The sequence below is a fragment of the Blautia sp. 1033sp1_1033st1_G9_1033SCRN_220408 genome, from assembly GCF_040929965.1.
GTDB lineage: Bacteria > Bacillota > Clostridia > Lachnospirales > Lachnospiraceae > Blautia_A > Blautia_A ammoniilytica.
In genome coordinates this window covers 213,042-229,503 of the sequence record NZ_JBFKZO010000004.1, presented here as the reverse complement: position 1 = coordinate 229,503, position 16,462 = coordinate 213,042, and the positions used below count along the sequence as shown (strand labels likewise).

5 protein-coding genes are annotated in these 16,462 nt (G+C 47.3%); all 5 read right to left on the bottom strand.

Going from position 1 to position 16,462, the window contains the following annotated elements:
- Nucleotides 1-33 precede the first annotated feature (33 nt).
- Nucleotides 34-888 (bottom strand): class C sortase, encoded by an 855-nt coding sequence (locus AB5916_RS05225; RefSeq protein ID WP_368189594.1) that lies wholly within the window; start codon nt 886-888, stop codon nt 34-36.
- Nucleotides 885-2,534: a SpaH/EbpB family LPXTG-anchored major pilin gene (locus tag AB5916_RS05220; RefSeq protein ID WP_368189593.1), complete on the bottom strand. Its 1,650-nt coding sequence runs from the start codon at nt 2,532-2,534 to the stop codon at nt 885-887. The genes AB5916_RS05225 and AB5916_RS05220 overlap by 4 nt, the downstream gene beginning before the upstream one ends.
- Nucleotides 2,531-15,187 (bottom strand): SpaA isopeptide-forming pilin-related protein, encoded by a 12,657-nt coding sequence (locus AB5916_RS05215; protein ID WP_368189591.1) that lies wholly within the window; start codon nt 15,185-15,187, stop codon nt 2,531-2,533. Before AB5916_RS05215 ends, AB5916_RS05220 begins: the two co-directional genes overlap by 4 nt.
- A 267-nt stretch (nt 15,188-15,454) precedes the next feature.
- Nucleotides 15,455-15,835 (bottom strand): DUF1284 domain-containing protein, encoded by a 381-nt coding sequence (locus AB5916_RS05210; protein WP_368189590.1) that lies wholly within the window; start codon nt 15,833-15,835, stop codon nt 15,455-15,457.
- Between the two features lie 13 nt (nt 15,836-15,848).
- Nucleotides 15,849-16,406 carry a biotin transporter BioY gene (locus AB5916_RS05205; protein WP_173728513.1) on the bottom strand — a complete coding sequence of 186 codons (558 nt, stop codon included), beginning with the start codon at nt 16,404-16,406 and terminating at the stop codon, nt 15,849-15,851.
- Nucleotides 16,407-16,462: the final 56 nt, after the last annotated feature.

Genomic DNA, 16,462 nt, shown 5'->3' with positions numbered 1-16,462 from the left:
GACAATTCGTATCCCGGAGATGTTTTTTTATTTTCAGCTTTTCTCTTTGTTTTTCCCTTGCTTTTTCTTTTTATTCCCTATGCGCCACAAAAGCACTGCAGCCACCAGAACAAGAAGCAGGCTCATCACCGCTGCCAGTACATAATTGGTGGCCAGGGACTTTCTTGTTTCCTTGTTTTCAGTTGACAGATCCGGCGTATATTCTGTACGGACTCCCCGTACCAGAAGCCTTTGGGTATTCACTCCATAAGGGGTGCAGGTCACAAGCGTAACATAATCCTTGTCCTTTACTACCTGAAGGCTTTCTGTTTCTTCCGGTTCTACAATCTTTATCTGGTCTACCTTGTAGGCCAGTGTCTCACCCAGTACCTGGATAAAGAAAAGATCGCCCTTTCTCACCAGATTCAGATCTGTAAACAAAGCCGCTGACGGAAGCCCCCGGTGGGCCGCGATCACACAATGGCTGCCTTTCCCGCCTACCGGAAGGGAGGAACCGATCAGATGCCCTGCACCTTTTTGCAGATTCTCATCCCTTGTACCGTGAAACACAGGCAGCTTTACATTGATACAGGGGATCTCCAGGATGGCCATTACTCCATCCTGGTCCACATTCAAAAGGTTTTCATATTCTGTATCCTCTTTTACTTCTCCTTCTGCAAAGGCATCCGGCACCCGGTTATCCTTATGCGCCTCATTGTATGCCCTTGCAGCCTCCATTTCCTTTGTAAGGTCCTGTTGTTCCAGCTGCTGTACAACTGTTTCATAATTGTTCATCAGCTTTTTTTCCAGATGCTGGTTCCAGAAATTACTGATGGAAGGATAGAAAACAGTAATAAGACCTACAAGGAATATGGCAAAGATCAGAATATTGCCCCATTTTTTCTTCATTTATCTTCTTTGCGTCCCTTTCTTGACCGGATGAACAGCACAATGGCAAGAATCATCAGCGCATCACCTACGATGGTGAAGATCACTGTACCCATGCCACCGGTTGCCGGCAGGAACGGGATCTTTGTATCCTTCAGGGTAACTGCAACATAAGCGGTCTTATTCTGATCGATACCACAGGTCCAGGCACCTGCATTGTCCAGTGCTGTACCCTTTTCATCCTTTGCAGTTACAGACTTGATAGCGCCAGTCAGCTTGCCTTCTGTATCTGCCGCAGGAGTGATGGTAAATGCTACAGATCCATGATTACGGAAGTATCCGGAAGGTGCTTTTGTCTCTTCAAGAACATACTCAACATTTGCATCCAGACCTTTGATGTTGAAGGTACCCTGATCATTGGTTGTCAGCTGATCAGTAGCCCCGGCAGCACTCTGATCCTTTGCCAGTGTATAAGTGCCTTTTTCATTTGCATCTTCAATAAATTTCAGCTTTGTATCACCACGCTTCACACTGAATACTGCGTTGGAAAGAACATCGTTATCACTATTCTTTTTGGTCAGGTTCAGACCATATGTATATACCTTCTGCTTGCCATCTCCCGGGATTTCTTCATCACTTGCGTCACTGTCTGTGTAAGGATCCGTTCCGTAAATCAGCGCCGGTTTATTGGTGTTTCCCGTTGCTATACTTGCAGATTCCATAAGAACTGCATCATAAGTTATTTTTACTGTTGCATATGGATAAGTTCCATTTGCGCAGAACAATGTTAGATATTTTTCAGACATATCAACGGTAAGTACACCATTGCCATCCAGTGTAGGAGTAAACTGACCTGTAAGATCGGTTTCTGTTCCATCTGCTTTCACACCATACACCTTCACTGTATTTTGCTTAATCTCCAGATTCGTAGGAGTATCCTTTACTTTAAATGTGGTATGGGTTGCATTTGCCGGATAATGTGGCACATTAGCAGTAACTGTGTAAGAGAGAGTATCACCGATGGCCGCAGTTGTTTCATCAATAGGTGTCTGTAAAGCAGTGCCTTTCTTTCCTGTGATCTTTTTATCAACGCTTAACGGATTGCCTTTCAGCACAGCGCCCTCTCCTTCCAGTATCCAGCCGTTTGGATCTGTAGAATCGGCCTTTGCATTCACACTTACCAACATGTTCAGGAATGTCATATCTGTACAGGATGCCATTACCAGATAAGATCCAATGGGCAGATTTGCTGTTGCCGTTGTCTTGTCACTGCTTACAGTCCAAGTTGCGCTGTATGCAGTTTTGGAAGCTGCTGCCAGCTGATTAACAATGTTATCCTGCTCTGTGGTGCTTGTACCAGTTGTATTCAGTTTACTGATCTCTTTAATTACGTCATCTTCTGTCTTGCCTCCAGTTGCAAGGACAGCCTTTGCCCAGTCTGTCAGCTGATAGGTCAGTTCATTGGCAGCTGTATCAAACTTGGTTTTGATCACCTGATAGGTTGCAAATGTAACCGTCTTGTCTGCTGGCAGACCTGTGATAGTCACATTAGTGCTATTGGTGTTTTCCCCACTGCTCAGGGCAGCTGCCTGCACACTTGTGCCCAGCCCCAGGGTCATTACCAGGGCCAGGATGATCGTCATTACCTTTTTCCACATCTTTTTCATATTAAATTCCTCCTTTTTTTGCTATACAGATACACTGCTGTAAGCATCATTCCTGTTCCAAAAAGCATTTCCCACCAGATGCCCCGTCCGCCTGTCTTAGGCAGCGAATAAATGCAGGAATCTGTAAGTTCAAAGGAAATACTATATTTCAAAGGTACCTCAGGTACCAGTGAATCCGGGTCTTTTTCACTGTCATCTACCGTGCACGAAATGGACATTTTATCCAGATCAGCAACCGGATCCAGTGGATCTCCTGTTGTTTCGTCTGTGATCCTCTCCAGAGAAATGGTTGGATCATAATATTTTGTCTTGTCTTTATAAGCAATGGTCAGCTTCAGGATTCCTTTATTCAGGAAATATCCGCTGGGGGCTTTTGTTTCTTTTATATAATACACAGCCCCTGTGCCTGCCTCCAGACCTGTGATGGTGCCATTTCCCTGCTGGTCCGTCTTCATAGTGATGCCGGCAGGCACCCTGCAGTTCTTATCTTTATATAAGGTAAATACTGCATTGGAAAGAGGTTCCCCTTCACTGCCTTTCTTGCCCAGACAGATCTCATAATTGATCTGAGTGTTCCATACAGCAAACTTTCTGGTCTGATCCTCTGCTGTACTATCTGATCTACGGGTCATTACAAAGCCTGGAAGAGAATTGCCTTCCCCGTCCTTTGCAGTCTCTTTAAAGTCATAACGGATCACCCCGTTTGCTCCTTCTGCCTGCATCGGCTGGTTCTGGATCAGCCAGCGTATGGTCTTGTTTCCTTTATCCTGGGATGCTGCCACCGCTGTAGGAATCTGCGATGGTGCTCCTTCTGTCTTGCTGTAAGGCCTTGCTATTCCCTCTGCCTGTGCGGTTACCCTGCCGGAAGCAATCTTCGCAGTGTAGGTGGCAGCCGGGTAGCTTACTGCATGTTCCCCGGTTCCGGTGGAGCCTGTTATTTCAAACAGGACGGATGCCTGATCCGGGATGCTGGTAGTCTGTGCCCAGTTCTTTTCTAAGGAAAGGTCCAGATAATACAAACCGCAGTCCCAATGATTGGTCACATACTCCCAGGATACCATATCGGTAAGTCCAGGAAGGGTAATGCCACTGCCATGATTGGCGATCACTGTACGCTTCATGGCTGCTGCCCCCTGATCCGCAGTATCTGTGCCCTGGTATTCCGGAAGAGCTTTGTCTGTGTCCCTTCCCGGCTGGGTCAGGGTATTCTTTGTATCCTCTCTTTCAGGTGTGATGCTCAGTCTTTCAAAGGGAAGAACCCTGGTTCCTCCTGTAACAGCATAATCATCACCCTCGTCCTGAAGCACTATGTAGTAACTGCCTTCAGCCAGATTCTCAAAGGCATATGCCCCATCGCTTCCGGTAACTACCTTATCCAGAAGGTTGCCCATCACATCCACAGCCGGATATAAGGTCTTGCCATCCACAGTGGTGGCGCTTATAGTCCGTGTTTTGCCGCCAATCTGCTGACTGAAGCTTCCATCCGGATTCTTGGTGATCTTGGGAGAAGATGGCTCGCTTCCCTGATAAAGATATACATCCACCTTAGAAAGCAGCCGGTCTGTGGTGCTATAGCCATTGATGGCCGGGCGATAATTCCCGTTCTGGTCCTGATCCAGCCATACAAGACCTGCGATCTTACGTTTTACAGTTCGGATTCCTTCTGTTGAACTGGAAACAGTAGGCGCCTGGCTGGTAAGGCCGCCGCTTCTGTAGAAGAAGCTGTTGTTATATACATCGCCGCCCTGCTGGGTTATATTTCTGCTTTTCAGCAGTGTTGCATTGTCCTTTGTAAACGGCGTAAAGACCAGTCCCATCCGGAAATTTCCTTTTTCACTTACTTGAGGAACAAATCCGTAAATCGCATCAATTGTACCATTGCCATCTGCATAATGGATCAGTTCTTCCCCTTTGGCCCATCGTCCGTTTGCATCTGCCCTGCAGGTCAGTCTGTACATTGTCACACCATTTTCTGTATATTCAGATGATTCATAAGAAGAAGCCAGATCAAACCACTTACCGTTGTTAATGGTATTCAGTATCAAAATTCTTTCATCTTGTGTAAGATCCTTTGCACTGATCCCGCCCTTCCTGTACTTCAGCTGTCCTGCACTGCCATCCAGGAATGCCTGCCTGTCCGCTTCTCTGGTAAAATCCAGATAGATTTCTTTTACCCGGTATCCACCATGGAAGCTGCTGTTCCTTCCGTCTCCATTGGCAGGAAGGATATCGCATAGCTGGATGGGATTCAGGTTTTCTGTATGGTTGCTGTAATTCAGGTAATAGATCAGGTCATCCCCGATCTCTATCAGGTCCCGGCCCGTTTCCTTGTAGATCGCATCATCGTTTATCCTTGTTGCAATGATGGTCTGCTCTGCACTATTAGCCTGTCCGGTAATACGGTGGATCTCTTCATAGGTGGTATGGATCTGTACCTTTGTAGTAAGCTGCTGGTTGTCCTTTACATCCTCATTCTCATCTGCCCCTTTCTTTCCGATAGTGCAGTTATACCGGATGTAGGGAAGTCCTTTGTTGATATCACTTACCGTTGAACAGAGGGTCAATGTGATAGTCCCATCCGGGTTATCCGTCTGCTTTACATCCCATGCCAGATCGCCGGCTTTGTATTTACACTGGTTTCCAGGAGCCGAATAGTCGAACTGCAGGCTGCCCTTATTATAATGAAGATCTTTTGGAATGGTCATGGTGATCACAACATCCGTTGCCTGACTGCCGTTTGCTACCAGTTCATGATCCTTTGTAGCACTGGAGATCTGCAGCCTTGGCATTACCATGAAGTTTGCTGTACGTTCACCGTCGGACACATTATAATAGGTCTTTTCCCGGTTAGAGCCTTTGATCAGGTCTGTATTCTTAACGCCGATCTCACTGACCAAGGTATACAGAAGCAGCGTATTTCCTGCCATCCACCCCATCACATGGGTTCCGTTTTTCTTAACACCGTTTTGGTATTCTGTTTTCTTATATCCGTTAAAAGTAAAATCACATCTTTGTTTTGTATATTTCATTACCGGATCCTGGCTTTCCATCAGGGTATTTACATACCCATCCGGAAGTGGACCGCCTGTGTCTCCATTTCCGTAGGCAACGATACCATCTGCCGTGCCATACTGTCTGCTTCGCCAGGTTGCGGAAAACAGGATGGCATCCCGCTTCCCATCATTATAATATCGCTTATAGGTTGGACGATATGTGGTCCATCCTCTTACATCGTTGGTGGTACAGTAGGTGCCGCCTGTCTTAGCAAAGTCTTTTGTCATCTGCATCCTGCTTCTGATATACAGTTTTCTGCCTGTACGGATACAGCAGTCCCGCACCTCGTACAAAAGTGCCACACATCTGCCGTCCAAGTTCCCTTTGGCTGCAAAGTAGGCCTTCAGTTCATCCAGTGAAGTAAAGTAGATCAGCTCCTCCTCTGTGTAAGCATCCATCTCTTCTTCCCCGCCGGTAAGACCATCTGCTGTTTCTTTTTTCGTCCAGTTGGTTCCATCCGGCTTCGCACCGTATAGTACGGTCAGCTTAAAGCTTTTTGTTTTCAGGTTTCCTGATGGTGACCAGGTGGTTGCCGACTCCGAAGTGCCTACCAGAAAAGCATTGGTGCTGTTGGTCCCTGCACTTTTCCCTACCCAGTTCCATCTATTTCCTGCTCCCTGGTTCACCTGTCTGTCAATGATCTCTTCCCCACAGGCAGGTGTATAGGCATCTGAATCAAACTTCTGGAGAAGATTCACTCCGGTAAGATAATTGTATTCCAGCAGATTGTCCACCTGTGGGTCAAACTTATCCGGCGGTATGTAATGTGGATCCTTCACATCATCTGTATAATACTCTTTACTGGTAAAAGATATATCTGCATCAATGTATACCTGGCTTCCCAGTGGGGTGGAGCCTGTGCCTTCCGAAGTACTGATCAGATCCGTGCCGTTCTCCTTGCTGAAGTAATTCGTCTTCGACAGATGGTCGCCATTTCCGCCTTCACCATATATATAAAGGCCTGTGCTGTGGTTCAGATAATTGTCCATATAATTCATCTCATGGACTGCATGGTTCTTATAGTCTTTTCCAAAGAAGCTTTCCATTGCAGCCAGGCCGTTTTCCGTTGACTCAGGAGTAAGCCCTGTTACGCTGCTGATATTCAGATCAGAAGCAGCACACTCCATATTGACCTCCAGATAACCGCTTTGTCCTGCAGCCACTTTCTTGTCAAAAGGATACAGCACCTGCACATATCCTGCAGAGAAGGAATTAATATATCCGCTTCGTCCTACCTGGTTATCCCAGGAACCATTGGCTGTAGCCGAAGGAGTGGAGGATGCCACCGAGTAATTGCTGACTGTAAAATGAAGGGTGAGACGCTTATCGCCTGTTTCATTTCTCTGCTTTAATGCTCCCTTCCAGAAGCCACCGCTGTAGCAGCCGGTAGCGCTGTTCCCTGTATTATAGGGAGCCGCATCCCAGCCATAAGTGGTAGTCTTATTGTAATCATCCTCATCATTCCAGTCTACATTGACTGTCTTTTGTGCATCTGTAAAGCTGTTTCCTGTTGCTCCGTTTTCATTGACCTTGTAAGCCCATGCATAAGGTGCCAGATTCTCTCCAAGCGAGGAGCCATTCATCACCAGTTCGCCGCCAAAGCTTATGTCAAACTGGATGTCCCCGGCAGGTATCTGAAGCCCCCGCATTCCCTTGTTGGTCTTATTATTGTACATCTGCAGGGTAATGCCGTATCCAAGCATGGTACCATAGACGATGTGGGAGATATCCTTGCTTTCATCATGAAGCTTCTTTACTTCTTCCTCTGTTGTTTCCTCACCGCTTTCCATATCAAAGTAGCTGGTATAGGCAAGCTGGGAGTTTCTCTTAAGAAGCACATTATATCTTGGTGCAGCAGATACTGTCAGTGTTTTGGAGCTGCAGGATTTTGGATTCTGTTCATCTTCCTCATTTCCATCTACCCATGCGGTAAAGGAAGGCTTAAGCAGGTCTCCGTTGTTCATGCCCTTCACACTGATGGCCAGGGTACGGTAAACCGTTCCTCCTTTATTTTCTTCCAGCTCCCAGTAGCCTCTTAAATACTGGGCATAGCTGCCATCTGCCTGCTTCTGCTCATAAATATGATGGTATTTCATATTCATTTCAGAGAATGAAGCAAGGCTGCTGTCCACTGGAAGCTTCATTTCCACCCACAGCTGTAAGGTGTCATCTGTTACAGAGGGAGTTCCTTCCTGATTCCCTTCATCTTCTTCGTCTTTCCCGGTATCCTCCAAAGTAAAACGAAGATTATATTTTACAGTATCAAAGCTTCTCACGATCCCATTGGTATAAGAGCTGTCATTTCCCGGACTCCACATAACTGCCTGATCCCTCTCATACCACTTGCCGTCATGGCAGATCATCTTCAGAATATCGCCATTATACAGATAGTGATGACGCTGAGCCATCTGCTCCTGGGTTTCACCCTCTGTGATTTCCTCCTGGGATTCATAGGTCTGGCTGTCCCCTTCATCCAGAAGCTGCTGGGCTGTCTTTTCATCTCCTGCACATTCTGTGTCAAAAACACCGCCACCGTCAGAAGTACCGTCTTCATTCTTGGTGTTCTTTACCCCAATAGACTTAACCTGTACTGTACTATCCGGGCCTTTTACTTCTGCTTCCTTATATGTAACAGCCGTCAGCTTCAGGTTATTGCTCTGATCCACACCGCCGGTAATATAGTAACCATTGGTTACATCTGTACCTTCCAGCTGATTTCCCTGGTAGGTATCATTTCTCCAGGCATTATACTTTGTGGCTTTTCCGTTGTCCTCTGTCATGGCTGCTGCCTGGATCAGAGTTACAGATGGCTTCTGGTTTACACTTACATTTTCGTAGTTTCCGGTTCCCTCATAAAGGGAAAAAATATCATTTCCGGTTCCATCAACTGTGGATTTGTTTTCACACAGCAGTCCTCCTGACAGAACAAAGCTGCCTGCATTTCCTACCTGGGGATTCTGTGCAAGGCCGCCGCCCTTCTCCGCCTGATTGCCGGTGACAGTGCCGCCTGCCATTTTAATGGTTCCCCTGGTCTGATAAATGGCGCCGCCATACACTGCCTGGTTTCCGGTGATCTTGGTGCCTTCAAAAATATTCAACTGGCCTTCATTATAAATGGCACCACCATTTATCGTCGCCTGATTATTGGAAATCACAGTATTACTCATCCACACACTGGCCGCGTTTCCTATATAAAAACCGCCGCCGTATCTTGTCTGATTTCCGGTGATCTCTCCGCCTTCCAATACGCATTTTCCACTGGCCAGGTAAATAGTTCCCCAGTCGCCTACAACATTGTCTGCGATCCTTCCTCCGCTGATCCGCACAGTACCGCCTGTACTGTAAATAATTCCACTTCCGGAATTGTATATAATTTTCGCTGTATTGTTGCAGATGGATCCGCCTCTCATTTCAAAAAGACTGCTTCCGCTTCCTACATGAACCGCAGCTCCAAAGGCAGCAACACATTCATTGATAGAAGCTGTGTTATCCAGGATAAAAGTACCGCCGCTGACAGCCACGCCTGCACCGCCACGATCGCTTTGTCTTGTAGGTGCTGAGCACATGCTGATCTGTCCGCTCTCCATAGTCACACAGCCGCCGGATAATACCAGAATACCGCCGCCCAGATTATCTGTGCTGCCTGAGATGGTTCCTGTCTCTTCTCCTGGATCCAGTCCTTCTGTCTTTTCATCCAGGATCCGCAGATCACCGGAACAGGTGATAGCAGTATCTGTGCCCTGCAGCTTGTGTCCGTTCAGGTTCAGCACTGTACTTACGTCGCCTGGAACCTGAATACTTTCATTAATATCCTTGATCAGGAAAATCTCAGGTGCCACATCCTTGTACTTTCCTTCTTTTACAGCATTTACAGCTTGCTGAAGAGATGTGTATGCATCATAAGTACCAGCTTCATTCTTTATCTTTGCCACAGGCACCTTTGAAGTATACTGAAGGGTAAGATAACAGGGTGTTGTTACCGGATCATAATCAATAGGATCTGTTATGGATGTGTTTTTTGTTTCATTGTACCAGCAGATGCCAACTTTATCCTCATCAGCCCCAAACATATGGGCTGCTGCAAACAGCTGGACTTTAGAATTCTTATAGGATTTATCATAATTTCCGCAAACATCCCTGCCGTAACCGGCCTGGTTCCCATACAGCTTGGCTGTGCTTCCGGCGTCTTCTGGCGTCTTTAGCGTAAATCCGCCCATCACTTGGGAAACCCATACACCGCCACCATAGGTTGCCTTGTTATTACAGATCCTGCCTCCGTCCATGGTAACAACTGTGTTTTCAGAACATCCAACACCGCCGCCGTTCAATGCCTGGTTATTAATGATCTGAACATCTCCAGTGATCTTTACCTGATGTGTACCCCAGGTTCTGTGGCCATCCAGATAGACACCACCACCTAAATAAGAAGCCTTATTGTCTGCGATCACACCACCGGACAGGATCATCTGTGACAGCCGAGTACCAATACCACCGCCACTGCTGGCTGTATTGCCCAGGATCCTTGCAGGATCCTCCAGATAAACCTTGGACGGATTTCCATCATTCAGGTAAATGCCTCCGCCACTGCCAGTGGCTTTGTTGTTCTGTACAGTCACATCTGCAAAGTGAATTTCAGAAGAGTTACTGGCTACTCTGATCCCACCGCCGGTGGAGGCGCTGTTATTTTCGATCAGTCCATTTACAGTAAGCTTTCCTACTGAGTCAATCCGCAAGCCTCCGCCTTCGGTTGCCTTATTATCATGGATCCATACATCCTTCCCGATCACAGCCTGACCACCGGCTTCTGTGCTAACACTCATGCCGCCACCATTGTAGGCTCCATTAGAATAAAATTCTCCTTTTTGGATTTCCAACTTTTTGGTGCTGTTAAAGCTTGCACCTCCACTGTAGCTGTAGCCACCATATGGTCTTGTACTGTTATGATGGATCTTGCAGTCCTTTACCAGCAGCTCTCCTGCACTTAAGGACAGACCTCCGCCGCTTTTTGCCTGATTATGATGGGCGTCAATATTCTCTACGGTTAATTCTGTTACTCGAACAGCACGGATCCCTCCTCCGGACCCAGCCCCTTTATTATAGGAAACTTCCAGATCTGGTCCGATCACAACTATTTTGCAATTTTGTATATAAACACCGGCTCCATCCGTAGCCGCTGTATTATGATGGATCTTTCCTCCGGAAATCAGGATCTGGGAGGCTGTATTTGATCCTTGTGTAAAGTCAGCGCTTACACCGCCGCCATGGCCACCTGCTGTATTCTCGCAGATCTCACCGCCTGATATCCGGATCTGGTTGGCAAGGTTAAATGGCCTTCCCATATACACTCCGCCGCCATCCTTTTCAGACTGATTATTCCGGATCTTTCCGCCAGTCATGGTAAAGGAAGACAGAGTGTTGGAACGGATACTGTAAAATGCTATACCTCCGCCATAAACAGCCTGGTTTCCTGTGATCTCTCCACCGCTGATGGTAACGGAAGCATTCTGGTCTGCATAAATGCCGCCGCCATATTTTACGCCAGAAAAGCCTGTGAGCACGCCGCCCTTTAAGGTAAAGGCTCCTCCTTCTCTTACAAAAACGCCTCTGTTGCCGGCAACACCTTCTGCCGGCTGGATCCTGCCGCCCTGATCCGGATTGGTATGGATGTTCGCTGTGGTACTGTCTACTTCCAGCTTTCCTCTAACATCAAGCACATTTTCCTGTGAAGAGTATAATGTATATCCATTCAGGTCCAGGATCACATTCTTGTCCTTTCCGATCTGGACACTTTCATCACAATCCTTAAGAAGATAAATCCTTTGTCCATCTGCAGCTGCTTGAACAGCCTCCTGGACAGATGGGAAATTGTGCTCCTGGCCGCTTTCATCCAGGATCTGGGCTGCATCACTTGAGGTCAGCTCCTCCTTGTACCATGCATAAAGGTTGCAAGGCTGTTCCAGGCTGGCAGATCTTATCTCTTCTGGATATACCTGATCGTTTTCACAATCATACCAGCAATTGTAAGCTTCCTGCTTCATAGCGGAAGCAGACAACAGGGTAAGATTAACCCCTTTCGTTGCATACAGATCACTTTTTCCAAATGTCCATTGGTTGCCGTATATGGTCCCGCCGGTTACTGAGACAGTGCTTCCTTCGTCTGCACGGATACCGCCCCCCAGGCCGCTTGTGGTATTGTCTGTGATGGTTCCTCCTGTTACATATAAGCTGGCCCATGATACAGCAATCCCACCACCGCCCCAGCTTGAACTGGCATTGGAGGTTGCATTGCCGGATATTTCGCCGCCGGAGATATGACAGACTGCATGATCCCGTATACGGATACCTCCGCCGCAAGCGGCTGTGTTCCCGGTGATCTTTCCTCCCTCAATATTGATGTTGGCACTGCCCCAGGCATAGATACCGCCTCCATGGTCAGCACTGTTCCCGGTGATCTCTCCTCCAGTCATCCGAAATGATCCTTGATAAACAGAAACGGCAGATGCTTTATTCTTCGTGATCCTGCCTCCATTCATCACAAAGGAGCTGTCCTTGTACTTTACATAAATGCCACTGCCGCTAGCACTTGGACCAATGGTGCCGCCATTCATAACCAGACTGCCGTGCTCCAGATAAAAGCACCCTCCTCTGCCATCCGCAGCTGGTGTGCCACCGATAATGTGTCCTGTCTGGTCTTCGCTGCTGTCTTCCAGGGTCATTTCTCCCTTTACCGTAAACACAGGAGTATTCGTCTTCCCGCTTCCCCGAATGGTATTTCCATTCAGGTCAAAGCAGATACTGGTTCCCTTAGGAATCTGTACAGACTCCTGATCCTCTTTTAAAAGGGTGATCCTGTGAAGCTGTCCATCTCCAGCAGCATCAACAGCAGCCTGAACAGTAGCATACTCCTGGGAATCATCCAGACGGGCTACTGTCTTTGCTTCCGGATCAGAATAAAGGAAAGTATACTGGTAAATCTTTGTCCGCTGTGCTGTGTCCAGCTGAAGGCCTGTTGTATTCTTTGTACCGTCAGCCTCATCGTACCAGGCGATTCCAGAGGTACCGGTGGCAGAAGTCATCTGATCGGCTGAGGGCAGGCTGACCACAGGGGTATAATAAACAGGATTGCTGCCATTATTCACTGTCAAGGTGGCTGCCACATACAGATCCTGCCCGCCAGGAGCAGTACCGGTACCTGATGCCTGGTTATCAGAAATCACCGCTTCCTTCTCTATTGTGATCGTCGGATTTAAAGCATTGGATGTCCATACATAAACACCGCCGCCAAGCCGATTTGCCTGATTCTCACTGATCACACCGCCACTGATCTGGACAGTACCTCCTACCAGGCTAACTGCGCCTCCATGGACAGCACGATTTTTATGGATCTGTACATCTCCTGTGATGGTCAGATTTCTGCCATTTTCAGCAAGATATGCACATCCTCCTGTACTGGCTGACTGGTTGTTGGTGATCTCTCCACTGGAGAGAGTACCGGCACCATATAAAGCACCTCCGCCGCCATCAGCAGTATTGTCTTTGATCACTCCCCCATTCATGTACAGAGTGCCTCGTACACCGCCGCCTACTCCAGTCGAATAATTACCAGAAATCTCTCCTTCATTTAAGGTTACTGTTCCGGCAGCACCGCCGCCTCCATTCCAGCCACTGACTGTATTTCCACAGACGAATCCTCCGTTCATAACAAGAGTACCATTAACACCTCCACCGTAACCGGATGTATTCCCTTGAATCCTAGCCTGGTCTGACATGGTAACACTTCCAAAGATACCGCCGCCATGTCCACCTGTCTTATTATCAGCAACCGTTACATCTCCGGAAAGGATCACCGTTGAAATAAAACCGCCGCCGCCATATGACTCGGCATAATTCCTGCAGATGCTGCCGCCACTGGCGATCAGCTTGCCTGCATTTAAGAAAAAGCCGCCGCCCTGTGGCAATGTTCCACCTGTTGCCTGATTATCAGAAATCTCACCACCGGTCATCTCAACATTTGCGTAGACACCATAAATACCGCCGCCATGATACCAGGATTTATTGCCATGAACCAGGGTTCCCTCCCGGATCTGCACCTGACAATAATTCCCCATGGCAATACCGCCACCGGTGCCAACGGTTTCATTGTCCAGGATCTGTACTCCAGCAAGAACTACATTTGCATAATTGCTGATCCACATACCGCCGCCCAGGTGAGATCCTGAGTCATAATAATTAAAAACATCATCGGCCAGTGTATTCCCCTGAATAGTACCGCCGGTAAGACTGACCTGGGCTGGTTTCTTATCCGTACTGTTCAGGTACAGACCACCGCCATGAGTCACTGCCTGATTATAAGATACCTCTCCGGATACCATAGTGAAATGGACCGGATCCTGAACCTGAATACCACCGCCGCTGACACCGGCTGTATTTTGGGAAATAGTCAGGCCGTCAAAGATCAATTCATTTCCCACATCCGATACACTGTGGATATAAAGACCACCCCCGTTGCGGTCCGCATGATTCTCTGTGACGGCAATACCACTGCCCCAGGTGATGGTCTCACTGTCATCCTTCTGGATGTACACACCGCCTCCATTCAGTGCAGCCTTATTCCCAGTAATGGTACCATTCTCATAGGAAAGATTACTTGTGCGATAAATCCATACACCGCCACCGCTGATACCGGAACAGTTGTCATGGATCCTGCCGCCATTCATAGATAATCCGGCGCCATCACTTACATACACGCCACCGCCTCGGCCTGATGCAGAATAGCCGGTGATCTGTGACCCTTCTCCAAGGATCAAACGGCCGCCATAGCATACAAATACACCTCTTGTGTTCTCGTTGCCAGTAGAAGACGCACTGCCGGATAGGCTGCCGTTCTTCAGGGTAAGCTGCCCATATACTGTAATATTATTGGTATCCTTGCCAGCCTCTGCCGAAGACTTATCCACAGTCAGGGTATGGCCATTCAGATCCAGTACAATCTCCATCCCCCGGGGGATCAGAAGGTTCTCTTCTACTGTAGCCGGAAAGCTGTCGTCAAGGCTTATGGTAAGTGTTGTAGATCCTGCCTTCCTTGCTTCCTCGATCTGATACTGAATGGTGCCTTCCTTTACATCTGCAGGAGCATCCAGAAAAGTGGTATCTGCTGTCTCTTCATGATTATCAACAAGCACACCATCTCCATCAGTAAAAACGTCTTCGATCTGAGACGTATTCCCTTCACTGTCCTGTGCAGAACTGTCTTCCACCCGAGAAATATCTCCCTCGCTGCCAGATGTAGAAATATCTTCCATCTGGGCCGGATCTTCCTCACTGTCCGGTATAGAAATATCTTCCACCTGGGTGGTGTCTCCCTCGCTGTCTGATGCAGGAATCTGCCCGGCATTGAAGGTATCTGCATTGCTGCCTGATGCAGAAATGTCTTCCACCTGGATGGTATCCTCCACGTCACTGTTTACAGACACCTGGTAATCTTGCCCATAATCCAGCGTAGCTGCAGACAACCCAGTGCCCTGGCTTCCTATTGCGATTGCAAACGTCAAAAACCAGGACATCCCTTTTTTAAAAGATCTCCAATGGTTATTTTTCATACACTTATGCTCCTTTTTAATATCATCCCTCGCCTGTTTTCCCCATGAAACAGGTCTGATACTGTCCTTTCTTCCTCAGTTTTATATATTAATTTTACTCTTTCGAGAAAATGTTGTCAATAAAGTTACTCTATTCCGAAACTGCAAAGGCCAAATATCGTGATTATAATCAATTTTTATATCATCAAATTCAACAAAATAGCGAAAACATTATAACGAATAAAGAATCAAGTCCACTATTACAGAACATAAAAAACCGGCAGGAAATCATTCCCACCGGCTTTTCACCTGATCGCAGATATTGCCCCATTGACAGTCCCCGCATATCTCTGTTCTTTTTCCAGGTGCAAGGATCTTTTCCTGCACCTTTTCCACAAACTCCCTGAAGGGAAGCTGCTGTCCTTCTTCAAATCCGCAGTAAGCAAGCACGCTACGATCAAATCTTTGCACTTTCCTGCCTGCTTCGCAGCCTTGTACCAGATTATTTGGACATGCACTGCAGATCTCATCCTCCTGCAGGGTCAACTGTACGCTGGCACCTGCAAGAAATTTCTCAAGCATTTCTTCCATATGTATGGTAAAGCCATCACTGTAGCCTTTTCCCACAAAATAGGCAAGACACATCCCATGATGGGGACGCAATGCCACAGGCTTTTCCTTACTACTGCATTGGCACATATTTCCGAACCTTTCTGGAAAGAACAAATGCCAATGCGATCTTAACCAGATCCGGAACAATAAATGGAATCACGCACCAGCTAAGAACGGTTCCCAGTCCTACGGCACCGGTTGTCCGCGCATATACCACCATAAACCAGATGGTTCCCAGTGCATAGCATACCAGCAGTCCGATCACCATGGAAATGATCTGTACAACAGGTTTTTTTCCCAATACTTTTTCAATGCCCCACATTACCAGTGCTGAAAAAAGGAATCCAACGATATAACCGCCGGTAGTGTTTAACAGGACCCCGATACCGCCTGAAAATCCTGCAAATACCGGTACACCTACTACGCCTAGTAAAATGTATACAAGAACAGCAAGGGTTCCTCTTTTGCCTCCCAGAACCCCAACTGCCATAAATACGCCAAAGGTTTGCAGGGTAAATGGTACAGTCATTGGTATGGAAATCCAGGAACATACTGCCATTACTACCGCAAAAATAGCAATATAAGCCAGATCGTAAGTTTTTGTTTTGGTAGCTGCAACTGAGCTCATAAAAAAATCCTCCTGATGAATGAATAGATTTTGGTAACTGTTCAAAGCCCTTACGG

Bases quoted from the DNA above. Each gene is read 5' to 3' on its own strand.
- AB5916_RS05225 (WP_368189594.1), bottom strand. From the start codon at position 888: ATGAAGAAAAAATGGGGCAATATTCTGATCTTTGCCATATTCCTTGTA.
- AB5916_RS05220 (WP_368189593.1), bottom strand. From the start codon at position 2,534: ATGAAAAAGATGTGGAAAAAGGTAATGACGATCATCCTGGCCCTGGTA.
- AB5916_RS05215 (WP_368189591.1), bottom strand. From the start codon at position 15,187: ATGAAAAATAACCATTGGAGATCTTTTAAAAAAGGGATGTCCTGGTTT.
- AB5916_RS05205 (WP_173728513.1), bottom strand. From the start codon at position 16,406: ATGAGCTCAGTTGCAGCTACCAAAACAAAAACTTACGATCTGGCTTAT.